The sequence below is a fragment of the Enterobacter cloacae complex sp. CDL013 genome (genome assembly GCF_049238805.1).
Lineage (GTDB): Bacteria > Pseudomonadota > Gammaproteobacteria > Enterobacterales > Enterobacteriaceae > Enterobacter > Enterobacter hormaechei_C.
The window spans coordinates 337,167-363,415 of the sequence record NZ_JBMKGT010000003.1 but is presented as its reverse complement, the minus strand read 5'-3'; the positions used below and the strand labels follow the sequence as shown (position 1 = coordinate 363,415).

Annotated in this window: 25 protein-coding genes; 8 read left to right on the top strand and 17 right to left on the bottom strand. The window is 57.5% G+C overall.

The genetic code is table 11. The annotated features are described in order from the left end of the window. Positions 1-75: 75 nt before the first annotated feature. Positions 76-1,728, top strand: a complete 1,653-nt coding sequence (gene ushA / locus ACOTXD_RS07460; RefSeq protein ID WP_022650509.1) for a bifunctional UDP-sugar hydrolase/5'-nucleotidase UshA — start codon at positions 76-78, stop codon at positions 1,726-1,728. 120 nt (positions 1,729-1,848) lie between these two features. Here ushA and ybaK read toward each other — a convergent pair whose 3' ends face one another. The 3 genes from ybaK to copA all read right to left on the bottom strand — a co-directional run bounded on the left by ybaK (position 1,849) and on the right by copA (position 5,870). Continuing rightward, positions 1,849-2,328: a Cys-tRNA(Pro)/Cys-tRNA(Cys) deacylase YbaK gene (ybaK, locus tag ACOTXD_RS07455; RefSeq protein WP_003858950.1), complete on the bottom strand. Its 480-nt coding sequence runs from the start codon at positions 2,326-2,328 to the stop codon at positions 1,849-1,851. Positions 2,329-2,526: 198 nt separating this feature from the next. Continuing rightward, positions 2,527-3,321 (bottom strand): TraB/GumN family protein, encoded by a 795-nt coding sequence (locus ACOTXD_RS07450; RefSeq protein WP_045330198.1) that lies wholly within the window; start codon positions 3,319-3,321, stop codon positions 2,527-2,529. A gap of 50 nt (positions 3,322-3,371) precedes the next feature. Beyond that, positions 3,372-5,870, bottom strand: a complete 2,499-nt coding sequence (gene copA, locus ACOTXD_RS07445) for a copper-exporting P-type ATPase CopA (protein WP_023315546.1) — start codon at positions 5,868-5,870, stop codon at positions 3,372-3,374. 108 nt (positions 5,871-5,978) lie between these two features. Here copA and cueR point away from each other — a divergent pair, with 108 nt between their 5' ends. Beyond that, a complete protein-coding gene (gene cueR, locus ACOTXD_RS07440; RefSeq protein WP_045330197.1) occupies positions 5,979-6,389 on the top strand; it encodes a Cu(I)-responsive transcriptional regulator in 411 nt (136 codons plus the stop codon). On the opposite strand, the gene ACOTXD_RS07435 is transcribed toward cueR, so the two are convergent. The 3 genes from ACOTXD_RS07435 to ACOTXD_RS07425 form a co-directional block, all read right to left on the bottom strand. Continuing rightward, positions 6,386-6,838, bottom strand: a complete 453-nt coding sequence (locus tag ACOTXD_RS07435) for an NfeD family protein (protein ID WP_022650512.1) — start codon at positions 6,836-6,838, stop codon at positions 6,386-6,388. The genes cueR and ACOTXD_RS07435 overlap by 4 nt on opposite strands. After that, positions 6,835-7,749 carry an SPFH domain-containing protein gene (locus ACOTXD_RS07430; protein WP_003858941.1) on the bottom strand — a complete coding sequence of 305 codons (915 nt, stop codon included), beginning with the start codon at positions 7,747-7,749 and terminating at the stop codon, positions 6,835-6,837. The genes ACOTXD_RS07435 and ACOTXD_RS07430 overlap by 4 nt, the downstream gene beginning before the upstream one ends. 154 nt (positions 7,750-7,903) lie before the next feature. Further along, a complete protein-coding gene (locus tag ACOTXD_RS07425) occupies positions 7,904-8,758 on the bottom strand; it encodes a hypothetical protein (RefSeq protein WP_023324252.1) in 855 nt (284 codons plus the stop codon). A 142-nt stretch (positions 8,759-8,900) separates the two neighbouring features. Between ACOTXD_RS07425 and fetA the strand changes: the two genes are divergently transcribed. Both fetA and fetB read left to right on the top strand, forming a co-directional pair. Continuing rightward, positions 8,901-9,572 carry an iron efflux ABC transporter ATP-binding subunit FetA gene (fetA, locus tag ACOTXD_RS07420; protein WP_015571235.1) on the top strand — a complete coding sequence of 224 codons (672 nt, stop codon included), beginning with the start codon at positions 8,901-8,903 and terminating at the stop codon, positions 9,570-9,572. Beyond that, entirely contained in the window at positions 9,565-10,347 is a 783-nt protein-coding gene (gene fetB / locus ACOTXD_RS07415) for an iron efflux ABC transporter permease subunit FetB (protein ID WP_017383223.1), read from the top strand. The genes fetA and fetB overlap by 8 nt, the downstream gene beginning before the upstream one ends. 51 nt (positions 10,348-10,398) lie before the next feature. On the opposite strand, the gene ACOTXD_RS07410 is transcribed toward fetB, so the two are convergent. Genes ACOTXD_RS07410 through tesA form a run of 3 tightly spaced genes read right to left on the bottom strand, consistent with a single transcriptional unit; the run spans position 10,399 to position 12,734 of the window. Next, positions 10,399-11,253 carry a co-chaperone YbbN gene (locus ACOTXD_RS07410; RefSeq protein ID WP_061855940.1) on the bottom strand — a complete coding sequence of 285 codons (855 nt, stop codon included), beginning with the start codon at positions 11,251-11,253 and terminating at the stop codon, positions 10,399-10,401. 58 nt (positions 11,254-11,311) lie between these two features. Continuing rightward, entirely contained in the window at positions 11,312-12,121 is an 810-nt protein-coding gene (locus ACOTXD_RS07405; protein ID WP_006809829.1) for an SDR family oxidoreductase, read from the bottom strand. Beyond that, on the bottom strand, positions 12,102-12,734 hold the full coding sequence (gene tesA, locus ACOTXD_RS07400) for a multifunctional acyl-CoA thioesterase I/protease I/lysophospholipase L1 (RefSeq protein ID WP_003858933.1): 633 nt from the start codon (positions 12,732-12,734) through the stop codon (positions 12,102-12,104). The genes ACOTXD_RS07405 and tesA overlap by 20 nt, the downstream gene beginning before the upstream one ends. On the opposite strand from tesA, the gene ybbA reads away from it, so the two are divergent. The 3 genes from ybbA to ACOTXD_RS07385 all read left to right on the top strand — a co-directional run bounded on the left by ybbA (position 12,705) and on the right by ACOTXD_RS07385 (position 17,130). Beyond that, positions 12,705-13,391, top strand: a complete 687-nt coding sequence (ybbA, locus tag ACOTXD_RS07395; protein WP_061855939.1) for a putative ABC transporter ATP-binding protein YbbA — start codon at positions 12,705-12,707, stop codon at positions 13,389-13,391. The genes tesA and ybbA overlap by 30 nt on opposite strands. Next, positions 13,388-15,802 (top strand): putative ABC transporter permease subunit YbbP, encoded by a 2,415-nt coding sequence (ybbP, locus tag ACOTXD_RS07390; RefSeq protein WP_023315549.1) that lies wholly within the window; start codon positions 13,388-13,390, stop codon positions 15,800-15,802. Before ybbA ends, ybbP begins: the two co-directional genes overlap by 4 nt. Positions 15,803-15,984: 182 nt before the next feature. After that, positions 15,985-17,130, top strand: coding sequence for a porin (locus ACOTXD_RS07385; protein WP_022650515.1), 1,146 nt, complete (start codon positions 15,985-15,987; stop codon positions 17,128-17,130). A 125-nt stretch (positions 17,131-17,255) separates the two neighbouring features. Here ACOTXD_RS07385 and mnmH read toward each other — a convergent pair whose 3' ends face one another. The 5 genes from mnmH to ppiB all read right to left on the bottom strand — a co-directional run bounded on the left by mnmH (position 17,256) and on the right by ppiB (position 21,323). Next, positions 17,256-18,326 carry a tRNA 2-selenouridine(34) synthase MnmH gene (gene mnmH / locus ACOTXD_RS07380; RefSeq protein WP_022650516.1) on the bottom strand — a complete coding sequence of 357 codons (1,071 nt, stop codon included), beginning with the start codon at positions 18,324-18,326 and terminating at the stop codon, positions 17,256-17,258. Positions 18,327-18,410: 84 nt separating this feature from the next. Further along, positions 18,411-19,478 carry a 5-(carboxyamino)imidazole ribonucleotide synthase gene (purK, locus tag ACOTXD_RS07375; RefSeq protein ID WP_003858922.1) on the bottom strand — a complete coding sequence of 356 codons (1,068 nt, stop codon included), beginning with the start codon at positions 19,476-19,478 and terminating at the stop codon, positions 18,411-18,413. Then, the gene (purE, locus tag ACOTXD_RS07370) at positions 19,475-19,984 is read right to left on the bottom strand and encodes a 5-(carboxyamino)imidazole ribonucleotide mutase (RefSeq protein WP_003858921.1); all 510 of its coding nucleotides are present in this window, start codon (positions 19,982-19,984) and stop codon (positions 19,475-19,477) included. The genes purK and purE overlap by 4 nt, the downstream gene beginning before the upstream one ends. 118 nt (positions 19,985-20,102) lie before the next feature. Next, a complete protein-coding gene (lpxH, locus tag ACOTXD_RS07365; protein ID WP_022650517.1) occupies positions 20,103-20,825 on the bottom strand; it encodes a UDP-2,3-diacylglucosamine diphosphatase in 723 nt (240 codons plus the stop codon). A gap of 3 nt (positions 20,826-20,828) precedes the next feature. Continuing rightward, positions 20,829-21,323 carry a peptidylprolyl isomerase B gene (gene ppiB / locus ACOTXD_RS07360; RefSeq protein ID WP_000256009.1) on the bottom strand — a complete coding sequence of 165 codons (495 nt, stop codon included), beginning with the start codon at positions 21,321-21,323 and terminating at the stop codon, positions 20,829-20,831. 175 nt (positions 21,324-21,498) lie between these two features. Here ppiB and cysS point away from each other — a divergent pair, with 175 nt between their 5' ends. Then, positions 21,499-22,884: a cysteine--tRNA ligase gene (gene cysS / locus ACOTXD_RS07355; protein WP_022650518.1), complete on the top strand. Its 1,386-nt coding sequence runs from the start codon at positions 21,499-21,501 to the stop codon at positions 22,882-22,884. A gap of 89 nt (positions 22,885-22,973) precedes the next feature. Here cysS and ACOTXD_RS07350 read toward each other — a convergent pair whose 3' ends face one another. The 3 genes from ACOTXD_RS07350 to ACOTXD_RS07340 form a co-directional block, all read right to left on the bottom strand. Continuing rightward, complete coding sequence (locus ACOTXD_RS07350; protein WP_022650519.1) at positions 22,974-23,501, bottom strand: metal-dependent hydrolase; 528 nt, start codon at positions 23,499-23,501, stop codon at positions 22,974-22,976. 73 nt (positions 23,502-23,574) lie between these two features. Continuing rightward, entirely contained in the window at positions 23,575-24,591 is a 1,017-nt protein-coding gene (malI, locus tag ACOTXD_RS07345) for a Mal regulon transcriptional regulator MalI (protein ID WP_022650520.1), read from the bottom strand. Positions 24,592-24,674: 83 nt separating this feature from the next. Next, positions 24,675-26,174, bottom strand: a complete 1,500-nt coding sequence (locus tag ACOTXD_RS07340) for a PTS transporter subunit EIIC (RefSeq protein ID WP_003858916.1) — start codon at positions 26,172-26,174, stop codon at positions 24,675-24,677. Positions 26,175-26,249 lie beyond the last annotated feature (75 nt).

The window sequence follows — 26,249 nt, the reverse complement described above, 5'->3', positions numbered from 1 at the left end:
TTCTGAAAACTTATTTGTCTATTCTTGTGAGTCACTGTAATTTTTGCGTTTGTCTATGGGTCAGGGAGAGAGAAGATGAAGTTAATGAAGCGTGGCGTCGCGCTGGCGCTCATCGCCGCATGGGGGCTAACAAGCCTGCCCGCGCAGGCGTATGAAAAAGATAAAACCTATAAAATTACCATTCTGCATACTAACGATCATCACGGCCATTTCTGGCGCAGCGAATACGGTGAATATGGCCTGGCGGCGCAAAAAACGCTGGTGGACGGCATTCGTAAAGAGGTCGCGGCCCAGGGCGGCAGCGTGCTGTTGCTGTCGGGCGGGGATATTAATACCGGCGTACCGGAATCTGATTTGCAGGATGCCGAGCCTGATTTCCGCGGCATGAATTTAATTGGTTACGACGCGATGGCGGTCGGAAACCACGAGTTTGATAATCCGCTGAGCGTGTTGCGCCAGCAGGAGAAGTGGTCCAAATTCCCGTTCCTTTCCGCCAATATTTATCAGAAAAGTACCGGCGAGCGCTTGTTTAAACCGTGGGCGCTGTTCAAGCGTCAGGATCTGAAGATCGCGGTCATCGGCTTAACCACCGACGATACGGCCAAAATTGGCAACCCTGAATTTTTCACCGACATCGAATTCCGTAAACCGGCGGACGAAGCGAAGCTGGTGATCCAGGAGTTGCAGCAGAATGAAAAACCGGATGTGATTATCGCGACCACCCACATGGGGCATTACGATAACGGTCAGCACGGCTCTAACGCGCCGGGCGACGTGGAGATGGCGCGCAGCCTTCCAGCGGGCTCGCTGGCGATGATTGTGGGCGGTCATTCGCAGGATCCGGTCTGCATGGCTTCTGAGAATAAAAAGCAGGTAGATTATGTGCCCGGCACGCCGTGCGCGCCTGATCGTCAGAACGGGATCTGGATTGTACAGGCCCACGAGTGGGGTAAATACGTTGGCCGCGCGGATTTCGAATTCCGTAACGGCGAGATGAAGCTGGTGCACTATCAGCTCATCCCGGTCAACCTGAAGAAGAAAGTGACCTACCCGGACGGCAAAAGCGAGCGGGTACTCTACACGCCAGAGATCGCTGAAAACCAGCAGATGCTCTCTCTGCTGACGCCGTTCCAGAGCAAAGGGAAAGCGCAGCTGGACGTGAAGATTGGCACGCTTAACGGACGACTGGAAGGGGACCGCAGCAAAGTCCGCTTCGTGCAGACCAACATGGGGCGTCTGGTGCTGGCCGCGCAGATGGCGCGCACGAATGCGGATTTCGCCGTGATGAGCGGCGGCGGTATTCGTGACTCCATCGAAGGCGGAGACATCACCTATAAAGACGTGCTCAAAGTGCAGCCGTTTGGCAACGTGGTGGTCTATGCGGACATGAGCGGGAAGGAGGTGATTGACTACCTGACCGCCGTGGCGCAGATGAAGCCAGATTCCGGGGCGTATCCGCAGTTTGCTAACGTCAGCTTCGTCGCGAAGGACGGTAAGCTCAACGATCTCAAAATCAAAGGCGAACCGGTTGATACGGCGAAAACCTACCGCCTGGCAACGTTAAGCTTTAACGCCACCGGCGGCGACGGCTATCCGCATATCGATAACAAACCGGGCTATGTAAATACCGGGTTTATTGATGCGGAAGTGTTGAAGCAGTTTATCCAGCAAAATTCACCGATTGACGTGAACGCGTATGAGCCGAAAGGTGAGGTGAGCTGGCAGTAGTGTTGTGCGGCCTGATGCCCTCACCCCAACCCTCTCCCACCGGGAGAGGGCGCGAACACAAAAAACGGTAACGCCTGTTACCGTTTTGCTTTTACCTCGCAGCGCCACCGGGCAATTTTCTCAATCCCGGCGCGCAATATCCGCAAATTTCGCGTCCAGCATTTTCGCCAGATCGCCTGCGGACAGTTCGATATCCAGCCCGCGTTTGCCGCCAGAAATATAGATCGTTTCAAATTCTTGCGAAGGCGCATCGATCAGCGTGGGCAGACGCTTTTTCTGGCCGAGCGGGCTGATCCCGCCGACCAGATAACCCGTTGTGCGTTGCGCAACCATCGGGTCTGCCATATCGACCTTTTTCGCTCCCAGCGCTTTGGCCACTTTCTTCAGATCAAGCTGTCCGGCGACGGGCGTTACTGCTACGGCGAGGTGCTTCATATCGCCGTTCACCGCGACCAGCAGCGTTTTGTAGACCTGGTCCGCGTTCAGCCCCAGCTTGCGCACCACTTCATCACCAAAGTTGGTTTCGTTCGGATCGTGATCGTAGGTGTGGATCCGGAAAGAAATTTTGTTTTTTTCGAGTAATTTAACGGCGGGAGTCATGGCTATCCTTCTTACGACAGACGATTCATGCCAGCAGCATACGCCTGACGTTTGTCTAAAAAATAGCACCATCTTGCGCAATAGTATTGGCAGTGATGGTTACTTTGAGCGACAATCGGCGTAGCCGAAGGTCACTTCGGTATAATAAAAACGATGAAATTCCTCTTTGACGGGCCAATAGAAATATTGGCCATTTTTTTATTTCAGCAGCGACGGCAAATTCCCTTCTCCGTACAAATGCAACGCGCCAACCGCGACAACATAACGACCGGCAGGCAGGGCATATAGCGTCTCCCGCCACGCCTGGTTGCGCGCGTTCATCAGCACATCATACAACGATTCACTGAACGTCGACGGTAACGCCAGCTTACCGTCTGCGGGCGGCGCATCCAGCCACCAGCCAATCATCGTTTGCAGCAGACGCGCGTTGGTGTGCCAGTGGGTCAGGGTATCATCCAGCAGTATCAGGCCGTCATCGGGAAGCTGGCGAAGGAGCGCAATCTGGCTGTCCGTGCCTTCCAGTTCAATGATGGACAGGTTGCGCGCCCTTGCCGCATTCAGCAGTTGATAATCGATACCGTAATCGCCGCGCAGCCCCAGGCGCTGCGCCTGGGTTGCCTGTAGCACCATGGCAATTTGCCACAGGGGCAGGGTGTCGAGCATAGAGAGCGAAACGCCGGTCTCATCCGCAAGACGGGTAAGCTCAGCCAGCTGCGTCTCGTTAAGACGTTCCGCCAGGGGGCGGTCGCTTTCCAGCCCGGCAAACGGCGATTCATGGCCGGAGATGTCGGCTTCGACGATCAGCGCGTCGGCGCGCTTCAGTAGTTTAATCAGGCCGGAGGGCAGGGGGGACATATCCTGCGTGCCCATATGAATGCTTCCCACCAGGTGCAGATGCTGCCCGCCCGGAAGCGAAATATCCATACCGGGCCAGGCATAACGGCGGGGAAAAAGGGCGCGAAACGATGTTTTTATACGATTAAACAGACCCATACGCGCTCCATAAACGGAAAGGTTCATGCTAGCGCGTACGGGTACAAGGTTCAATCTTTCGGTTTAAACCGCAGCAGACGGTTAGCGTTGCTCACCACGGTAATTGACGAGAGCGCCATCGCCGCACCCGCAACAACCGGGTTCAGCAGGGTACCGGTCAGCGGCCACAAAATCCCGGCGGCAATCGGAATGCCGAGCGAGTTATAGACGAACGCCCCCAGCAGGTTCTGCTTCATGTTGCGCAACGTGGCTTTCGAAATCGCCAGCGCGTCCGCCACGCCCATCAGGCTGTGGCGCATCAGGGTGATCGCCGCGGTTTCAATGGCGACATCGCTCCCGCCGCCCATCGCAATACCTACGTCAGCCTGCGCCAGCGCCGGGGCGTCGTTGATGCCGTCGCCCACCATCGCCACCTGGCGACCCTGACTTTGCAGGTTCTTGATGGCGTCCGCTTTGCCGTCCGGCAGCACGCCCGCGATCACCTCATCAATACCGGCTTCTTTGGCGATGGCGTTAGCGGTGGTCGGGTTGTCCCCGGTCAGCATCACCAGACGATAGCCCGCGCGGTGCAGGCGCTGTAAGGCATCTACGCTGTCCTGGCGTAACGGATCGCGCACGGCCAGCAGCGCCGCCACCTGACCATCCCTCGCCAGCAGAACCGGCGTCGCGCCCTGAGAGGCCTGCGCGTTCAGCTCAGCGTCCAGCGCGGACGTATCAACGCCGTGTTCAGTCAGCAGTGCCTGGTTTCCCAGCAGCAGCGTATGGCCTTCGGCTTCACCGCTGACCCCTAAACCGCGCAGGGTGCGGAAGTTACTTACCTGCGGCAGACGAGCATCACCGGCTTTCTCCAGGATGGCGCGCGCCAGCGGGTGGCTGGAGCCTTGTTCCAGCGCGGCGGCCAGGCGCAGGGCATCCGTCTCCGTACAGCCAACGGTACTGACGGCCACCACCTGCGGTTTGCCCTCGGTGAGCGTGCCGGTTTTATCAAAAACAAGGGTGTCCAGCGTGCTTGCCCGTTGCAGGGCGTCAGCATCACGGACCAGTACGCCAAATTCGGCGGCGCGTCCGACGCCAGAGATAATCGACATCGGCGTGGCCAGGCCAAGGGCACAAGGGCAGGCGATGATCAGTACCGTGGTGGCGATCACCAGGGTGTAGACAATCTGCGGCGCCGGGCCGAAGAAATACCAGATTGCCGCGCTCAGCAGGGCAATACCGACGACCACCGGCACAAAAATGGCGGAGATTTTATCGGCAAGCTGACCAATCTCCGGCTTACTGCTCTGCGCCTGGCGGACCATGCGAATGATGCGTGACAGCGTGGTATGGCTCCCGACCGCGCTGGCGCGGAACAGCACGCTGCCGTCCTGCACGACCGTACCGGCATGCACGGCGTCGCCATCGGATTTCTGCTGGGGAATAGGCTCCCCGGTCAGCATCGCTTCATCCAGCCAGGCTTCGCCCTGGCTTATCTTACCGTCAACGGGAACGCGGTCTCCCGTGGTCAGACGCAGCGTCATGCCGGGCTGAACCTCGGCCAATGGAACGCTTTTTTCCCCCTCGTCCGTGACCACGCGGGCCGTCGGCGGGGTTAAATCGAGTAATCTTTCCAGCGCTTTCGACGAGCGCTGACGCGCGCGGGCTTCGAGCATATGGCCTAAGTTAATCAGACCGATAATCATCGCACTCGCTTCATAATAGAGATGGCGCGCCTCCATCGGGAACCACTGCGGCCAGACGTTAACGCTCATCGAATAGAGCCACGCCGCGCCGGTCCCGAGGGCGACCAGGGTATCCATCGTCGCGGTGCGGTTTTTCAGGCTCTTCCAGGCGCTGGTATAGAAATGCCCGCCTGCAAACACCATCACCGCAAGGGTAATCAGACCAATCACCAGCCACAGGGTGCGGTTGTCAGCGGTGACCATCATGTTGTCACCCATCATGCCCCACACCATCACCGGAATACCGACCAGCAGGGCGACAATCGCCTGCCAGCGGAAGCGCTTCATGGTGGCGACAGCCGTTTCCTGCTGGCGCTCGCGGCGCTCGGCATCATCTTCGATGGCCTCCGCCCCGTAGCCCGCTTTCTCCACGGCCTGCACTAACTCTGCGGCGGAGGCGCTGCCCATCACCAGCGCAGTACGCTCCGCCAGGTTTACCCGTGCCTGTGCTACACCCGGTACCGCCTGTAAGGCGTTTTGTACCCGGGAAACGCAGCTGGCGCAGCTCATGCCATTGATCAGCAGTTGTTGGCTGTCATCAATGTCATCAGCTACCGGAAGCTCAGGAGTGGCCGCTGTCAGTGCTTCCGACGGGGATGATGACTCTGCCAGCGGTTTAGCCTTTGGGTGGCTTAACTCCGCCCCGTAACCGGCCTGTTTAATGGTATCAATCAGCGCGTCGGCGCTGGCGCTGCCGGTCACGGCGGCATGATCGATAGTCACCTCAGCGCTTTCCACGTCAGGACGCTGCTCCAGGCTTTCTTTAACGCGTTTGACACAGTGGCCGCAGGAGAGGCCGTCCAGTGTCAGGTCAATAGTGTGAGACATAACAAAACTCCCGTATAATGTTCTGGTCAATTGTTGACCTTCACTCTGCTTTTCGCTAACTGTTATGAAGGTTAAACCTTCCATCAAGGGGAAGGTCAAGGGGGAAATGTGAATATCAGCGATGTTGCGAAAAAAACCGGCTTAACCAGCAAAGCGATTCGCTTTTATGAGGAAAAAGGGCTGGTGACGCCACCGTTGCGCAGTGAGAACGGCTACCGCAGCTATACGCAGCTGCATCTTGATGAACTGACGTTACTGCGCCAGGCAAGACAGGTAGGATTTAACCTTGAAGAGTGCGGCGAGCTGGTTAACCTGTTTAACGATCCGAAACGCCACAGTGCCGACGTGAAAAAACGTACGCTGGAAAAAGTGGCGGAGATCGAACGCCATATCATCGAATTACAGGCGATGCGTGACCAACTGTTACAGCTGGCAGAATCCTGCCCGGGAGATGACAGCGCCGAGTGCCCGATTATCGACAATCTTTCCGGCTGCTGCCACCGTAAAACCCACGCCTAACAGGCTTTAACCCGCAGGGTAATACCTTCCACCGCGATGACCTCAACCCGCGTGCCGGCGCTGAGGTCATCATCGGCCACCACCGGCCACGAACTGTCCCCCACGCGCATATGACCGCGTCCGTTTATTAGCGTGTTATCAAGCGTAAAGCGTTTACCCACTATCTGCTGCCCACGCTGGTTGAGATGCGCGTCGACCGGCTTCTGCGCCTTCACCCGTTTGTTCAGCCAGCGCCACCACAGCCAGGCGGCCAGCAGCGTCAGCACGGCAAACAGCGCGCCCTGCCACTCCCAGCCGACAGGCAGCAGCCAGACGACCAGCCCGGTAATCACCGCGGCAACCCCGCTCCACAGCAGATAACCGTTGCCGCCAAGCATCTCGGCGGCCAGCAGCAGTCCGCCAAGGCTTAGCCAGAACGCATGAGGATGTGCAACGATGAGCTCAATCATTTTTTACGCTCGTTTCCGCCGTCTTTGATCAGTTCGGCAATTCCGGCGATAGACCCCATCAGGCTGCTGGCATCCAGCGGCATCATCACCACTTTGCTGTTGTTCGCGGAGCCGATCTCCTTCAGCGCATCGGTATATTTTTGTGCGACGAAGTAGTTCACGGCCTGGATATCCCCGGCGGCAATCGCCTCGGAGACCATTTGCGTCGCGCGGGCTTCCGCTTCTGCCGAACGTTCACGCGCTTCCGCCTGGAGGAAGGCAGACTGACGGTCGCCCTCGGCTTTCAGGATCTGCGACTGTTTTTCCCCTTCCGCTTTCAGGATTTCAGCCTGACGCACCCCTTCGGCTTCAAGAATATAGGCACGCTTGGTACGCTCGGCCTTCATCTGCGCGTTCATGGAAGCTATCAGCTCTGCCGGTGGGCGCACGTCGCGGATCTCAATGCGTGTCACTTTGATCCCCCACGGATTGGTGGCTTCATCCACAATGTGCAGCAGGCGGGTATTAATGCTGTCGCGCTGGGAGAGCATTTCATCCAGCTCCATCGAGCCAAGCACGGTACGGATGTTGGTCATGGTCAGGTTGACGATCGCCAGCTCCAGGTTGCTCACCTCATAGGCCGCTTTTGGCGCATCAATCACCTGAATAAAGCACACCGCATCGATGGTGACGTTGGCGTTATCCTTGGAGATGACTTCCTGAGAAGGGATATCCAGCACCTGCTCCATCATGTTGATCTTGCGCCCAATTCTGTCCATGAACGGGACGATCAGGCTTAAACCCGGCTGAAGGGTATTGGTGTAGCGACCGAAGCGTTCGACGGTCCACTGGTAACCCTGCGGGACAATTTTGACGCCTGCGCCCACGATAACCAGCGCAACGAAAATAAGGACGGGAACAACGATGAGCATAAAAACCTCCTGTTTTGCATGCCGTAACGAGAAAAACTGCGTATTTGTTGAACGTAAGTATATCGGCTAACGAACAGGATTTCGCCCCTGTAAAGAGGTGGGAACCGGACTGGCAGAAATAAAACGCCCCGTTCGGGATGCGGGGCGCAAAGCGTTACTTTTCAGACCAGGTATAGCTGAAGTCAGTGATAAACCCATCCCCGGCGTCAGCGATGGCTTTTGATAATCCCTGATAGTATTTTTCCAGGCCGATGGCCTCTATCTGCTGGATCTGCTCGCGAACGGGAGCGCAGAACAGCACCGCATTGCCCGCTCCGACACGTTTGTTGTTCGGCGGCAGATCGCCAGTAATCGCTTTAAACCAGGTTCTGATCCCTTGCTTTAAGTTGTGCGGCGCTTTTGTAAGATCCTCCTGGCCGGTCAGCACCTGTAGGGTAGGGAATTCATTAGCATTGACGGCGGTTTTCATACGCGCAAAGAACGCGGTAAAAAGCTCAAAAGAGCCGAGATCCGTAACGCGAGGCTTGGTAGTTTTTCCGTTTTTATTGCCCATTTTTCCGGCAGGGGCTGTAGGTGCCGGAACCACATTGACCTTATGCAGATCCAGACCAAACAGCAGATTGCAGTGCGCCCGGCGTTCTTTAAGCGGGTAGGACATCAGCACGTCAATAAACGCCGTCGCCTTCACATCGGCCAGGTCATGGTTAATCAGCCATTGCGAGCGGGCAAATTCCGCAGGGGAAACGAACCAGTCAGGCACCTCAGTAAAGCGTCTGGATTTACCCTTGCCGTCAAACTCGAGAAAGTAAGCCCCATCATCGAAAGCAAAATAGCAGTTTTTAAAGCTACCGATTGTGGTGTTAACGATGAGCGCCTTCTTAACAAAATCGACCACCTCTGCCCCCATGACAAAACGCGTGAGTTCAGAAGAATTGATGACTTCCATTAATGTTTCCACATCAGGAACACCAGGCTTCAGGGAGGAGAACTCATAAAAGATATGTGTCATGTTGCTGACTTCCTGTAGTGATAGAGGTGACAATAAACAGGCAAAAAGTTTAACACTTGCTATAGGTTAAGGCTATTCGCGCTGCGTAGCGGAAAGGATTATGCTTAAGGCTCTTCTTATCACAGCGGTTAATGGAATCGGAATGAATAATAAAAAAAATCTTCTGGATATCAGGGATGTTGGCTTTCGTGTGGGTGATAACACCATCCTTCAGCACGTCGATTTTTGTCTCTCTCCGGGCGAATTTAAACTGATAACCGGTCCCTCCGGCTGCGGCAAAAGCACCCTCCTGAAAATCGTGGCTTCGCTACTGAGCCCAACGGAGGGAACCATCCTGTTTGCAGGAAAAGATATCGCCACGCTTTCACCGGAAAGCTATCGCCAGCAGGTGTCATACTGCGTGCAAACGCCGTCCCTGTTTGGCGACACGGTGTACGACAATCTGGTTTTCCCCTGGCACATCCGCAACCAAACGCCTGATCCGAAAAAGTTTACCGACGATCTGACCCGGTTCGGGCTTTCGCCGGAGACGCTGACCAAATCGATCGCCGAACTGTCGGGCGGGGAAAAGCAGCGCGTCTCGCTGATCCGTAACCTGCAATTCTTGCCGAAGGCGCTGTTGCTGGACGAAATCACCAGCGCGCTGGATGACGCTAACAAGCGCAACGTCAATGACATTATCCATCGCTACGCCCGGGAGCAGAATATTGCCGTGCTGTGGGTGACGCATGATTCAAATGAAATTACCCATGCGGATGATGTCATCACGCTCAGGCCGCAGGGCGGGAAAATGGAGGAGGCTCACCGTGGGTGAACATAACATAACTAACGAATCGCTGGCGCTGTCAATGGTCCTGGTGCTGGTGGCGATTGTGGTCAGCTACCGGGAAAAGCTGGGGCTGGAAAAAGATATTCTTTGGAGTATCGCCCGCGCGGTCATTCAGCTCATCATCGTCGGCTATGTGCTGAAATACATCTTCAACGTCAATCATGCCGTGCTGACCCTGTTGATGGTGCTGTTTATCTGCTTTAACGCGGCATGGAACGCGCAGAAACGCAGTAAATACATCGATAAAGCGTTCATTTCGTCGTTGATCGCCATCACTACCGGGACCGCGTTAACGCTGGCTGTGCTGGTGCTTTCCGGCTCGATAGAATTTACGCCGATGCAGGTGATCCCCATTTCCGGGATGATTGCGGGCAATGCGATGGTGGCGGTCGGGTTGTGCTACAACAATCTGGGGCAACGGTTCAGCAGTGAACAGCAGCAGCTTCAGGAGAAGCTAAGCCTTGGCGCGACGCCGAAGGTGGCCTCGGCGAGGTTGATCCGCGACAGCATTCGCTCTTCGCTAATCCCAACGGTGGATTCCGCCAAAACGGTGGGTCTGGTGAGCCTGCCGGGCATGATGTCGGGGCTGATTTTTGCCGGTATCGATCCGGTAAAAGCCATTAAATACCAGATTATGGTGACGTTTATGCTGCTCTCTACGGCGAGCCTGTCCACCATCATTGCCTGCTACCTGACCTATCGGAAGTTTTACAACGCTCGCCACCAGCTGGTGGTGACGCAGTTGAAAAAGACGGGGTAATATCTGCTTTTGTAGGCCCGGTAAGCGTTAGCGCCACCGGGCATTTTTTTGCTAGTAGAGCAACGCGTACAGCTGACGACGATATTTCGACGCCAGCGCGTCACCGGTACCCAGCGCGGCCAGGATCTCCTGGAACATCTTCCGAGCCTGTCCGTCTGCGGCGCCCAGGTCCTTCTGAAGATGGCTAAACAGCAGCTCCAGCGCCTCTTCGTTACGCCCCACCTGATGAAGCTGAAGCGCCAGCTGGCTTGCCAGCGCGGCATCCTGCGGGTTGTCCGCAACCTGCTGCTGAAGCTGTTGAATTTCAGGGGTATCCGCCGCCTGTTTCAGCAGGTCAATCTGCGCCACCAGACCCTGATAACGGGTATCCTGATCCTGCATCGGCACCGTTTTCAGCACGGCTTCCGCGTCTTCAGGGCGGTGCAGTGCAATCTGGGTCTCTGCCAGCAGCAGACCAATCTGGCTGTTCTGGTTCGACAGCTGCCAGGCGTCTTTTAACAGCGGCAGCGCCTCGTCGTACTTGCCTTCCTGCATTAGCGCCATGGCTTCCTGCGCTTTCAGCTCTTCTTCGCGCGGCAGGACTTTATCCAGCAGGGCGCGGATCGCCTCTTCGGGCTGCGGCCCCTGGAAGCCATCCACCGGCTTACCGTTCTGGAACAGGTAGACGGTTGGGATCGCACGCAGGCCAAACTGGGAAGCCACCATCGGTTCGGCGTCACAATCCAGCTTCGCCAGAATGAACTGACCATTGTACTGCGCGGCAAGGCTTTCCAGGACCGGCGTCAGTTGCAGGCAGTGTTGGCTGCGTTCAGACCAGAAGTAGAACAGCACCGGTTTAGTCATTGACTGTTCGAGCGTCTGTTGCAGGTTAGCTTCAGTTATGTTGACGATATTCTGTACGGACATGCGGCATTCTCTTTTATCGGTTTACTCTTTACATGGGGGTAAGCGTGGTCGCTTCAACTCAACCCTGCAAAATTTTGTCCATCATCCGCCCCGGCAGCAGGCGTTTCAACCAGCCGACGGCATGGGTCACCAGCGTGACCGGATAGCGCATTTTAGGGGTATCGCTCTCAAACGCGTGGCGCACTTTGGCAACGACGGCTTCTGGCCCAAGCGTAAAACGCGCCGCGATGCCGGGATTTTCGACCGGTTTGTCCGCCTGCGTCTGGTTAACGTTTTCCGTAAAGCGGGTGCGGATCGGGCCGGGTTCAATCAGGCTGACCTTAATACCGCTGTGGCGCAGCTCCATGCGCAACGCATCGGACCAGGCTTCAAGCGCATATTTACTGGCAGCGTAAGCCCCGCGGCCCGGCGTGGAGATCAGGCCCATCACCGAGGAGGTCATGACAATCCGCCCTTCGCCGTGCGGCAGCATGGCCGGGAGAAGGCGCATGGTAAGCTGATGCGCCCCGAAAAAGTTTGCGGAGAACTGCTGCTCCAGCTGTTCCCGTGAGAGAGTCTGTAGCGGGCCGTACACGCCGTAGCCCGCATTGTTGAACAGACCGTAAAGACGGTTGTTGGTCAGGGCGATAACCTCATCGGCGGCCTGCTCTACGCTCTCTGGCGAATCGAGATCCAGCAGAATGCCGGTAAATCCCAGCCCTCGCATGCGTTCGACATCCTCGGGTTTGCGGCAGGCTGCCAGCACCCAAAACCCCTGACGTTTCAGTTCAAGGGCGCTTTCAAGGCCAATTCCGCTGGAACATCCTGTTATTAAGACCGATTTTTGCATAACTTTACCTGTCAGGTTCTCAGCTGTTTGACGAGTCATGTTTTACTAAAGGAGCCAGCCGGGTTGCCATCCAGTCGGCAATAAACGGCTGGGCATCGCGATTGGGGTGAATGCCATCATCCTGCATCCACTGGGGTTTCAGATAGACCTCTTCCATGAAAAATGGCAGCAGCGGAATATCAAACTCTTTGGCAAGCTTAGGATAGATCGCGCTAAACGCCTCATTATACCGACGGCCGTAGTTAGCGGGCAGGCGAATTTGCATCAGCAGCGGCTGGGCATTGGCGGCCTTAATGGTCTGCAAAATGGTCCGCAGCGTTTGCTCCGTTTGCTGAGGCTGGAAGCCGCGCAAACCATCATTACCGCCCAGTTCGACCAGCACCCAACGCGGTTGATGCTGCTTAAGCAGGGCAGGCAGGCGCGATAAGCCTTGCTGCGACGTATCGCCGCTGATGCTGCCGTTCACGACAGAGGCCCGGGACTGCCATTTATCATTGAGCAGGGCGGGCCAGGCCGCACTGGCGGCCATACGATAGCCCGCGCTCAGGCTGTCGCCCAGAATCAATAACGTGTCCGCAGCCGCCGCGCGGAAGGTCATCAGCATCAAAAACAGGAAGGGCAAATGCCAGCGGAAAACATTGTTGAAGTTCATCGTCTTAAGAAGTCCGTCGGTCAGGGGGAACACGAGCTTTCCATCCTCACCGGAGTTGAACTCGTTGTCAAACGTGCCGAAACCATCGCCCTGATTGGTGAATCCGGTTCCGGTAAGTCCACGCTGCTGGCCATTCTCGCCGGTCTGGACGATGGCAGCAGTGGGGAAGTGAACCTGGTCAGCCAGCCCCTCCACGCGCTTGATGAAGAGGCCCGCGCCGCGCTGCGAGCCCGGCATATCGGGTTTGTCTTTCAGTCATTCATGCTGATCCCGACGCTGAACGCGCTGGAAAACGTTGAGCTACCTGGCCTGCTGCGCGGTGAAAATACCCGTGAAAGCCGCGATCACGCGAAGGCGTTGCTGGAACAGCTGGGGCTGGGAAAACGTCTCGACCACCTTCCGGCACAGCTTTCCGGCGGTGAGCAGCAGCGCGTGGCGCTGGCCAGGGCGTTTAACGGGCGCCCGGAAGTGCTGTTTGCCGATGAGCCAACGGGCAATCTCGACCGTAAAACCGGGGACAGAATTGCCGATCTGCTGTTTTCCCTCAACCGCGAGCACGGCACCACGCTGATTCTGGTTACCCACGACCCGCAGCTGGCCGCCCGCTGCGACCGCCGCCTGCGGCTGGTGAACGGTATTCTTCAGGAGGAAGCATGATTGCCCGCTGGTTCTGGCGCGAGTGGCGCTCGCCCTCGCTGCTGATTGTCTGGCTGGCGTTGAGCCTGGCGGTGGCCTGCGTGCTGGCGCTCGGTAGCGTCAGCGATCGTATGGAGAAAGGGCTTAGCCAGCAGAGTCGGGAATTTATGGCCGGGGACCGGGCTCTGCAAAGTTCTCGCCCCGTGCCGCCGGGCTGGATTGAGGAAGCGCGCAAAGAGGGGCTGAAAGTAGGGGAGCAGATCACCTTTCAGACCATGACCTTTGCGGGCGACACGCCGCAGCTTGCCAGCGTAAAAGCCGTGGATGACATCTACCCGATGTACGGTGACTTACAAACCAGCCCGCCGGGGCTAAAACCGACGGCCGGTACGGTCCTGCTGGCATCGCGACTGATGGCGCTGCTGAACCTGAAGCCCGGCGACAGTATCGACGTCGGCGACGCGACACTCAAAATTGCCGGGGAAGTGGTGCAGGAGCCCGACTCCGGATTTAATCCGTTCCAGCTTGCGCCGCGCCTGCTGATGAACACCGCGGATGTGGCGAAAACCCACGCCGTCCAGCCGGGAAGCCGTGTCACCTGGCGGTATAAGTTTGGCGGAACGCCAGCTCAGCTGGAGGCGTACGAAAAATGGCTCCTGCCGCAGCTCAAGCCGGAACACCGCTGGTACGGACTGGAGCAGGATGACGGGGCGCTCGGCAAATCTCTTGAGCGTTCTCAGCAGTTCCTGCTGCTGTCGGCGCTGTTAACCCTGCTGCTTGCCATTGCGGCGGTTGCCGTGGCGATGGGGCACTACTGCCGCAGCCGTTACGATCTGGTGGCGATCCTCAAAACCCTCGGCGCGGGCCGCGCGCAACTGCGCAAGCTGATTGTCGGCCAGTGGCTGATGGTGCTGGCGCTGTCGGCTCTGACCGGCGGGGCGATAGGGCTGCTGTTTGAAAAGCTTCTGATGGTGCTGCTCAAACCGGTACTGCCCGCCGCATTACCGCCTGCCAGCCTCTGGCCGTGGCTGTGGGCAATCGGCGCGATGACGACGATCTCCCTGCTGGTGGGGTTACGCCCGTACCGGCTGCTACTCGCCACCCAGCCGCTGCGCGTGCTGCGCCGCGATGTGGTGGCCAGCGTTTGGCCGCTGAAGTTCTACCTGCCGGTGATTATTGCGGTGGCGGTCGGGCTGCTGGCCTGGCTGATGGGCGGCAGTACGCTGCTGTGGGCGGTGCTGGCGGGCGCGGTGGTGCTGGCGCTGCTGTGCGGCGTAGTGGGCTGGATACTGCTTAATGTGCTGAGAAAGCTGACAGTTAAATCACTTCCCATACGGTTAGCGGTTAACCGACTGCTGCACCAGCCGTGGTCTACCCTCAGCCAGCTCTCGGCATTTTCGCTGTCGTTTATGCTGCTGGCGCTTCTGCTGGTGCTGCGCGGGGATCTGCTGGATCGCTGGCAGCAGCAGCTTCCGCCAGAAAGCCCGAACTATTTCCTGATCAACATCGCGCCCGAGCAGGTGACGCCGCTGAAGGGCTTCCTGTCCGAGCATCACATTATTCCCGAGTCGTTCTATCCGATCGTGCGCGCCCGACTGACGCAGATCAACGGCCAGTCGACGGAGGGAAATAAGGATGAATCGCTCAACCGCGAACTCAACCTGACCTGGCAGGCGAAACGTCCGGACCATAACCCGATCGTTGCTGGCACCTGGCCGCCGAAAGCGGGGGAAGTGTCGATGGAGGAGGGGCTGGCGACACGCCTGAACGTGAACCTCGGCGACAGCGTGACCTTCACCGGTGATACCCAGGATTTCACCGCCAAAGTTACCAGCCTGCGTAAAGTGGACTGGGAAAGCCTGCGGCCAAACTTCTTCTTCATCTTCCCGCCGGGTGCGCTGGACGGACAGCCCCAGAGCTGGCTCACCAGCTTCCGCTGGGAAAACGGCAACGGCATGCTGACGCAGCTTAACCGGGAATTTCCGACGGTGAGCCTGCTGGATATTGGCGCGATCCTTAAACAGGTCGGGCAGGTGCTGGAGCAGGTAAGCCGCGCGCTGGAGGTGATGGTGGTGCTGGTGACGATCTGTGGCATATTGCTGCTGCTGGCGCAGGTGCAGGTCGGCATGCGTCAGCGTCATCAGGAGCTGGTTGTCTACCGCACGCTGGGGGCCAGTAAACGGCTGCTGCGCGCCACGCTGTGGAGCGAATTTGCCCTGCTCGGGCTGGTGGCGGGCCTGGTGGCGGCCATCGGGGCGGAAACGGCGCTGGCGGTACTCCAGAGCAAAGTCTTCGACTTCCCGTGGGAGCCCGACTGGCGGCTGTGGCTCACGCTGCCCGTCTGCGGCGCCGTGCTGCTGTCCCTGTGCGGCGGCTGGCTCGGATCCCGGCTGTTGAAAGGTAAAGCGCTATTCCGCCAGTTTGTCAGCTAGTTTACTGACGTGATGATGACGCACCGGCATTTCTGCTGGTGCGTCATTGCTTAACGGCACAAATCGTTAATGTCCCTGCATTTAGCAGCACAAAACATTAAAAACCCGCCCACACAGCCCGAATTTTTCCGGTTAATATTCACCAGCTAAATATTTAGTAGCGTGTCTATCAAGGAAAAAGAATGACTATAAGAAAAACAGCGCTGGCGACAACGATCGGCGCAGCAGTGGCATTGGCTTCTTTCGCATCCCAGGCGGAAATCACTCTTCTGAAACAGGATCCGCAGGCGGGTAACCCGCTGAGCCGCCTGAACTTCACCGTTGGCGGTAGTATTCGTCCTCAGTTCCAGAACATGACCGGCGATGACGGCAAAAACGGCTACAAGCGCAACGGCTTTGACGGCGGTACCCGCTTCCGTTTCGCGGCAGACTACTACCTGTTCGATGACATCAGCTGGATCACTTACTACGAGCTGGGTGTGAACATTCCGGCGCAGTTTAACTGGGATAACCACTACGCCGACGGCGCGCACGATACTTCACGCCGTATGCTCTACACCGGTCTGAAGAGCGACACCTGGGGTACGCTGACCTTCGGCCAGCAGAACAGCGTGTACTATGACGTGGTGGGCGCAAAAACCGATATCTGGGACTACGACATGATTGGTCAGGCGCCAGGTAACGGGATTAATGGCGACTACGACGGCTCTTACCGTTCACGCCAGATGCTGAAGTACAAGAAAACCGTGGGCGATGCTGACATCTACGCCTCTTACCTGTTTGAAGACAGCGAATACCTGCCGGGCAACGGCCTGCGCTACAAGCGTAAAGGCGGCGGTTCACTGGGTATCGATTATCACCTGACCACCGATCTGACCTGGGGCGCAGCGTGGAACTACACCCGCGCGGACATGCGTAACCCGGACAACGGCGACAGCAAATCCTACGACCAGAACATCCTTGGTACCGCCCTGAGCTGGACGCCGGATAACTGGACCTTCTCCGCAGGCGGCGGCTGGTATCAAAACTTCCTGACCACCAAAAAAGTGTCCGTTAACGACTACTTCGCCGGTGATGCATGGGGTATTGAATACTTTGCGGGTTACAAGTTCCCTGTTGGTCAGTATGCGGTGAAATCCATCCAGCCGTACTTCATGGGCGACCGTATCGAGTACGTGAATGGCCGTAACTACCAGCGCATCGACAACGGTGTGGGTATCAGCTTCCAGCTGGATTACGGTTTCCGCGTGGATTACGAACACGTGTTCACCTCCAGCACCGACAACCTGGGCGACATGAACCTGGTGCGTCTGCGTTACGACTTCTAAGTTGTCATGTAGGGTGCGGCCTGATGCCCTCACCCTGACCCTCTCCCACGGGCAGAGGGAAAAAACATTAAAAACGGCAACCCAGGTTGCCGTTTTGCTTTTACCTCGCCACCCGGCTTTATTTTTCAGCGATCGAGCCACTCAGCAATTTCTTCGTACGTCCCGCGATACACAATCTTCTCCGCCTTTTTCTCCAGCTGATAGCCGTACATCGGGTCGTAATAATCCTTCAGCAGCGGCACAAGCCAGCTGAAGTGCGCGTCAGTGCTGCCAGTACGCTGTTGCTCGACAAGCGCGGCATCCAGCAGGGCGGTAAATTCCGCGAAGCGTTGCAGCCCCAGACGGCGACGAATGGCGTACAGGCCGTGATGCAGATATTCGCTATACGCTTTCCAGCCCGCTTTCTCGCCGTAGGCAGCAGAAAAATCGGCCCACATATGGTCGAAATACTCTTCGCGCAGGCGCTCCAGGCGGACTTCAAAGGGGTCTTCGACGACAACGACAGGGGCGTCAACCATGCGGTCGCGCAGGCATTCCGGCAGGTGGTTAGAGCCAATCATCCGGCCTTCATCTTCCAGCACCCAGCGCGCGGCGTCTTTTTTTAGCAGTTCGACGGCAAGGTGATTTTCAAAACTGGCCTGGGAAAGCTGCGGGGTGAGCGTGCGACCAAATGATGAGCCGCGATGGTGCGCCAGCCCTTCCAGATCGATGCCCTGCGCATGCTGCTTAACCAGCAGCGTTTTACCGTTTCCGGTACAGCCGCCGATAAGCACCATCGGTTTTTGTGACTGCTCAATGGTCACCTGAATCGCCGTCTGACGCAGGGCCTTATAGCCGCCGCGGATCAGCGGATAATCGATTCCCGCCTCTTTCAGCCAGGCCTGGGAGATGTGTGAGCGCTGGCCACCGCGCGCGCAGCAAAGGTAGCCCTCAGGATGGGCCAGGCTGGCTTCCCGCCAGGCGTTGATGCGCGCCTCTCGCGTCTCGCCGTTGACCAGGCTATGGCCGAGCGCCAGCGCGGCGTCCGGACCCTGGCGTTTATAGCAGGTGCCGACGGCGGCACGCTCGTCGTCGTTCATTAAGGGCAGGTTGAGTGCGGCGGGCATCGCACCCTGGGCAAATTCGATCGGCGCGCGAACGTCGATTAAAGGGGTATCGGACGCGAGGATCGCGCGATAGTCCGTTCCATCGTTCATGGTGATTCCAGAAGAAAACTGAGCAGCAATGGGCGGGAATTGTACGCCGGGGAAGGGGAAGGTCAACTCCCCGGCGGGGGATACTTACTTCAGTTTTGACTGCGCCCAGACAATGCCGCTCGCGTATTCTGGCGGCAGCAGGGGAACAATCGCTTCCAGCGTAGCGCTCAGGCGGTCCGTGTCAGTATCGTTCAGGTTCAGGTGGCCGACCTTACGCCCCGGACGTACCTCTTTGTCGTACCAGTGCAGGTGCACCAGCGGCAGCTTCAGCCAGTTGTAGTTCAGATCGGTGCCGATCAGGTTGATCATCACCGACGGGCTGGTCACCACCGGCTGCGGCAGCGGCAGGTCAGTGATGGCGCGCAGGTGCAGCTCGAACTGGCTGATGGAGGCGCCGTTTTGCGTCCAGTGACCGCTGTTGTGCACGCGCGGCGCAAGTTCGTTGATCAGCAGACCCGACGGCGTGACGAAACACTCCATCGCCATTACGCCCACATAGCCCAGCTCATGCATGATGGCAGAGAGCATTTCTTCCGCCTGCGCCTGCTGGTCAGCATTGGCCTGCGGGAAGGCGACGCTGGTGCGCAGAATCCCGTCCTGATGCAGGTTATGCGTTAGCGGGTAAAAAACGGTGTGCCCGTCATGCCCGCGCGCGCCAACCAGCGACACTTCACCGCTAAAGTTAATGCCCTGCTCAACGATGCACTCGCCGTAGCAGTCATCCGGCAGCTCGGCGGTGTCGTTCGCGCGCAGGCGCCACTGCCCGCGGCCGTCGTAGCCGCCGACGCGACGCTTCACAATCGCCAGGTCTCCCAGCATCGCAAAAACGTCATCCCACTCGCGCTTATCGGAAAGCAGCTGCCACGGCGCGGTCGCGAGGCCGAGCTTGTCGAACAGCTGCTTTTGCGTCAGGCGGTCGGCAATGATCGGAAACACGTCGCGGTTTACAAAGGCGTTATGGCGCGCCAGCTCGCGGGTCAGGGCGGTTTCCGGCCAGCGTTCAATTTCGGCGGTGATCACGCTCTGGTGGAACGGCACGGCTTCCGGCTCGGCATCCAGCCCGACGGGCCAGACGGCAATACCCAGCGGCTCACCGGCCTGACGCAGCATCCGGCCAAGCTGACCATTACCAAGAACGCAAACCTGCTTCATGCTGCACCCCGCGGATCCGGGTTATCCAGCACCTCGTCGGTCTGGGCTTTACGCCACTCCGCCAGACGCTGATGTAACTCTTTATCATGCGTCGCCAGGATCTGCGCGGCCAGCAGGGCGGCATTTGCCGCACCCGCTTTACCAATCGCCAGCGTACCGACAGGAATACCGCGCGGCATCTGGACGATAGAGTAAAGGCTATCAACCCCGCTTAACGCGGCGCTTTGCACAGGAACACCCAGTACCGGCACCAGCGTTTTGGCGGCAATCATGCCCGGCAGATGTGCTGCGCCGCCCGCACCGGCAATGATCACCTCGTAACCGTTCTCTTCGGCGCTTTCGGCGAAGCTGAACAGTTTATCCGGCGTACGGTGCGCGGAAACCACTTCGACGTGGTGCGGAACATTCAGGATTTCAAAGATTTCGGCGGCGAACTGCATGGTAGCCCAGTCGCTTTTGGACCCCATCACGATGGCGACACGCGCCGGATTATTGCGGGAAGACATGCGTCTTAAAACTCCTGTGGTGCGGAACACACTGCTTTCGAGGGCACAGAGAATAGCATGTAATACCGGCAAGGAAAACGGTTGCGTGGTCGGGAAATGGGCGAAAAGACGGGGAGGGTTAAAACGGGAAGGCGATCAGTTCAACACCTTCCGGCGTGACTTTGACCATCGATCCTTCGCTGTGCCAGGCCCCTAAAACCACGCGATGGGCGGGCTCGCCGTTGGCGATAAGGGAATGAACATCGGGACGATGGGTATGGCCATGGATCAGCCACTGAACGCGATGCTTCTCCATCACCTTCACCACCGCCTGCGGGTTGACGTCCATGATGGTCATCGATTTGCTGCTGTTGGCGGCCTTGCTGCCCGCGCGCATTCTGGCGGCGATGCGGTTGCGAATAAACAGCGGCAGGGCGAGGAACACTTTCTGGATCCACGGGGTGTGAACTTTGGCGCGAAACGCCAGGTAGCCGGTATCGTCAGTGCAGAGCGTGTCGCCGTGCATGATCAGAATATTGCGGCCATAGAGGTTTAGCACCTGCTCTTCCGGCAGCAGCGTCATGCCGCTCTCGCGGGCGTAGCGCTGGCCGATCAGGAAATCACGGTTGCCGTGAATGAAATAGCAGGGGACGCCGGAATCCACCAGCGTTTTAATGGCCGCAGCCATCTCACGGTGCAGCGGGTTCGGATCGTCGTCGCCAATCCAGGCCTCAAACAGGTCGCCCAGAATGTACAGCGCGTCGGCGTTTTTCGCTTCACCGCGTAAAAAACGCAGAAAACCGGCGGTTATCGCCGGTTCTTCTGTTTGCAGATGTAGATCCGCAATAAAGAGTGTCGCCACGAATTACTCGCTGACGGTCACGCTTGTAATCACAACGTCTTCTTTAGGAACGTCCTGGTGCATACCGCTGCGGCCAGTAGAAACGGCTTTGATCTTGTCGACCACGTCCATCCCTTCAACCACTTCTGCGAATACGCAGTAGCCCCAGCCTTGCAGACTTTCGCCAGAGAAGTTCAGGAAGTCGTTGTCCGCTACGTTGATGAAGAACTGTGCGGTTGCAGAATGTGGCGCCTGAGTACGGGCCATTGCCAGCGTACCACGGGTGTTTTTCAGGCCGTTGTTCGCTTCGTTTTTGATCGCTTCTTTCGTCTCTTTCTGGCGCATGCCAGGCTCGAAACCGCCGCCCTGGATCATAAAGCCGTTGATCACACGGTGGAAAATAGTGTTGTTGTAGAAACCTTCGCGGCAGTAGTCCAGGAAGTTTTTAACTGTTTCAGGCGCTTTGTCATCAAAGGTTTTGATTACGATATCGCCATGATTAGTGTGGAAAGTAACCATTTTTGCATCCTGTTCCGTTATTGTGGTGCGTCGACCCGTGCTCGGGTCACATATAGGGGCTTGTTATAGCATAACCACAGGACACGATCACCTTGCATTGTGTGCTGACCGTACTCCGAATTATGGGTATTATAAGGAACAAACAATCCATACACGTGTTTACATGGAATCTTCGATGTTAAAAATCTTTAATACAATGACGCGCCAAAAAGAGGAATTTAAACCTATCCATGCCGGGGAAGTCGGCATGTACGTGTGTGGTATTACGGTTTACGATCTCTGTCACATCGGCCATGGCCGTACCTTTGTCGCGTTCGACGTGGTGTCACGCTACCTGCGCTTCCTGGGCTACAACCTGAAGTATGTGCGCAATATCACCGACATCGACGACAAAATCATTAAACGTGCTAATGAAAATGGCGAAAGCTTTGTCGCGCTGGTGGATCGCATGATCGCCGAAATGCACAAGGATTTTGACGCCTTAAATATTCTGCGCCCGGACAGCGAGCCGCGTGCGACCCACCATATCCATGAAATCATTGATATCACCCAAAAGCTGATCGAGCGCGGTCACGCCTATGTGGCGGACAACGGCGACGTGATGTTCTCGGTGCCGACGGACCCAACCTACGGTGCGCTTTCCCGCCAGGATCTGGACCAGCTCCAGGCCGGTGCGCGCGTGGACGTGGTTGACGTGAAGCGTAATCCGATGGACTTCGTGCTGTGGAAGATGTCCAAAGCGGGCGAACCAAGCTGGCCATCACCGTGGGGCGAAGGGCGTCCGGGCTGGCACATTGAATGTTCCGCGATGAACTGCAAGCAGCTGGGCAACCATTTCGACATCCACGGCGGCGGTTCGGATCTGATGTTCCCGCACCACGAAAACGAAATCGCGCAGTCCACCTGTGCTCACGGCGGCGAGTACGTGAACTACTGGATGCACTCCGGGATGGTGATGGTTGACCGCGAGAAGATGTCGAAATCGCTGGGTAACTTCTTCACCGTGCGCGACGTGCTGAAGTATTACGACGCGGAAACCGTGCGTTACTTCCTGATGTCTGGCCACTATCGCAGCCAGCTGAACTACAGCGAAGAGAACCTGAAGCAGGCGCGCGCTGCGCTGGAGCGTCTGTATACCGCACTGCGCGGCACCGACAAGTCTGTTCCAGCCGCAGGCGGCGAGGCGTTCGAAGCCCGCTTCGTTGAGGTCATGAACGACGACTTCAACACCCCTGAAGCCTATTCCGTGCTGTTCGACATGGCGCGTGAGGTGAATCGCCTGAAGTCAGAAGATATGGCGGCGGCCAATGCGCTGGCGTCTCATCTGCGTAAGCTCTCTTCCGTGCTCGGCCTGCTGGAGCAGGAGCCGGATGTGTTCCTGCAAAGCGGCGCGCAGGCGGACGACGGCGAAGTGGCGGAAATTGAAGCACTGATTAAAGCGCGTCTGGAAGCGCGTCAGGCGAAAGACTGGGCGGCGGCGGATGCGGCGCGTAACCGTCTGACCGAGATGGGCATTATTCTGGAAGATGGCCCGCAGGGAACCACCTGGCGTCGTAAGTAATTTTCTCCTCACTCTAACCCTCTCCCACAGGGAGAGGGAATTGTTAGGTTTTCTCCCTCTTTACGTGGGAGAGGGCCGGGGTGAGGGCATCAGCGCGCACGTTTTCTCCACCATAACATCCCCATCAGCACCATCCCCGGCAGCCACACCCACAGCAGTTCCGAGATAATGACCTCATGCCCGTATGGCGTGGTATAGCGCGACAGCGCAAACGGCGCGACTTTGATCACCTGCCACGGCGCAAAGAAGCGCTCATCTGACCAGGGCCACAGCCAGCCGACGCCTTTCCCGCCGGTGGTGATCGAATCCAGCAGGCTGTGCGACAGCAGCGACACGGTTAAAAACAGCCAGCAGCGCGTCAGGCTGGCCCTGAACCATCGTCGGCCTGCCAGCACGCAGAGTATCGGCACCACCAGGGCAAACAGTAGCGAATGAGTGAAACCGCGATGGCCGAAAATATTCCCGTAGGCAACACCGAATTTAAACGCCAGTACATCGGCATCGGGCAGCATGGCGAGGACGATCCCGGCAAACAGCAGGCGGGGTGGGATGACGTTGGTTCCGAGCCCTAAGCCCAGACATAGAGGTACGGCAGCGTGGGTGATAACGGTAGGCATTGCATTTATCCATGGCAAATCATGGAAATATAGCAGTCATCTCGCGCTAAAAGACCCATGCTAAATTCTGATTTTACGCCGATTCCCGCGCGATAAGCTGCCCGGAGAGGGTTATGCGCTGCGTTTGCAGGTCCGGCTCTTTCAGCCTGCGGATCATCAGCCCTGCCGCCTGGCGGCCGGTCTCTTCGCTGGCAGACGAAACGTAAGTCAGTGACGGCGACGTGAGATTAACGTGGAGCATATCTTCAAAACCAATCAGCGCCACCTGCTGGGTTAAAAACACGTCTTTACCCACCGTGCGCCCCACCTGGTGAATACCTGAGATCGAACCGATCATCGCGTCCGGTGAATGGCAGAGCAGGGCGGTAATCGTATTGTTCTTCTCCAGCAGCTGGCGGGTCGCCATGGCCGCCGCCTGCGTGTCATCGGTACAGGCGGGAGAATATTCCTCACGCCAGATCAGACCGTTCTGCGTCATCGCGCTGCGAAAACCGAGCAGGCGCTGCTCGCGGATACGGCACCCGTCGCGCCCGCCAATGTAGGCGATGGTGCGGTGCCCGCGCTCGATAAGATAACGCGCGGCCAGGTTCGCCGCCTGGCGGTTATCGCGCATCACCAGATTGCATTTCTCTTCCAGCAACGACTGCGAAACCGCCACAAGCGGCAGCGGGCAGTGGCGAATGTGTTCCGGGAGAGAGGCGGTGCGGGTGTCCGACGCCAGGTAGATGACGCCCGCCACGCCCTGCTGCTTAAACGAGAGCAGGGTACGCTCAAGATGTTCGCCGTCATTCAGCGGCTGACCGAGAAAAACCATATAACCCTGCTTCTCCAGCTCCTGAACGATGCTCGCCATCACCTTGATGGAAAAGCTGTCGCTGAAGTCGCGCAGGATCAGGCCGATTAAGTTGGAGGTGTTGGCGCGAAGATTGGCAGCGGCGACGTTATGAACATAGCCCAGCGTTGTGATGGCGGCATTGACCTTCCCGATCGTCGCCTCTGAGATCTTCCCTTTCTGGCGCAGCACCAGCGAAACGGTAGAAACCGACACGCCCGCATGCTTTGCGACATCAATAATGCTGACTTTCTTCAAAACCGCTCCCTGAAATTTACCGATTATCAGCCAGATAAGAGGCGACCCCCAGCGTACAGGAGACGCCTCCTTCAGGCATCTTATTATTTGCCAATCATCGTGGACATCGTCTGGGCGATAAACTGTGCTCTGGCCCCGAAAATCACCTGTATCCCGTTATCGCCCACGAACACCACGCCGCGCGCGCCAAGCCCATTCAGCCCGTCCCGGTCCACCGCTTCGCTCTTCGCCACTTCCAGACGCAGACGCGTGATGCAGGAGCCGACGGAATCAATGTTCTGCGCACCGCCCAGCAGGCCGATGATTTCGGTGGCAAGTTCGGAATCGGACTTGTCATTCGCGCTGGCGGTCACTTCGGTGCGGCCCGGCGTTTTCACGTCGAAACGGCGGATCACGAAGCGGAAGGTGAAGTAGTAGATTAATGCCATCGGAATGCCGATGATAATGGCGCTCAGGAAGTTGGTCTGATAGCCGTTAAACGACGGCAGGATCCCGAACGACAGGTAGTCGATAAAGCCCGCCGAGAACGACTTGGCGATATGCGCATGCAGCAGGTACATGGTCATGTACGCCAGGCCTGCCATGATGGCGTTGAAGACGTAAAGGATCGGCGCCACGAAGATAAAGGTGAACTCTACCGGCTCGGTGATGCCCGTCAGGAAGCAGGTGAGGGCGGCGGAGAAGAGAATACCGGCCGCGATTTTCTTATTCTTCGTGTGCGCTTCGTGGTACATCGCCAGACACGCCGCGGGCAGTGCGAACAGCATCAGCGGGAACTCGCCCTGCATGAATTTCCCGGCGTTCTGGTAGGTGTCGCTGCTGAAGGATTTCACTCCCTCTTCCAGCATCTTGAACCAGATGGTCTGGTCGCCGTGGATCACCTGACCCGCCTGGGTAGTGTAATCCCCGAACGAATACCAGAAGGAGGGATACCAGATGTGGTGCAGGCCGAGCGGGATCAGCGCGCGCTCCACTAGCCCGAAGATAAAGGTCGAGGCCGCCTGGTTATCGCCGTTCACCACCACGGACAGGGCGTCGATGCCGGACTGAATATGCTGCCAGACGTACGGCAGCAGCAGGCCGAGCAGGAACGACAGAAACGCCGTCGCAATCGCCACAAAGCGCTTGCCGGAGAAGAAGCCGAGGAATTCCGGCAGCTGCATGGTGTGGAAGCGGTTGTAACACCAGGCCGCAAGAATACCGCAGATCAGGCCGCCAAAGACGCCCATCTGTAACGTCGGAATGCCGACGACCATGGCGTATTTCCCGCCCTGGGAGGCCATTTCCGGCGTAATGCTCAGCACGGTGCTGATGGTGATGTTAGTGACAAACACGGAGACCGCCGCAGAGAGAGCGGCAATGCCGGATTCCGAAGCCAGTCCGACGGCAGAGCCGATGGCGAAGAGCATTGGCAGGTTATCAAAGATAACCCCGCCTGCGTTCATCATCAGCGGCAAGTGGAACTTATCGCCGAAGGCCAGCAACAGGCCCGCAGCGGGAAGCAGTGAAATTGGCAGCATTAAGGCGCGACCAATCATCGATAACTTAGACAGCGATTTAACAAACCCTGATATCAGGCTCATGCTGATTTCCCCCGAGTAGCGCTTTTTTTGCGCTGTTATTGTAAGTAGAACGTTTTAGTAGAACGTTCTACTTAT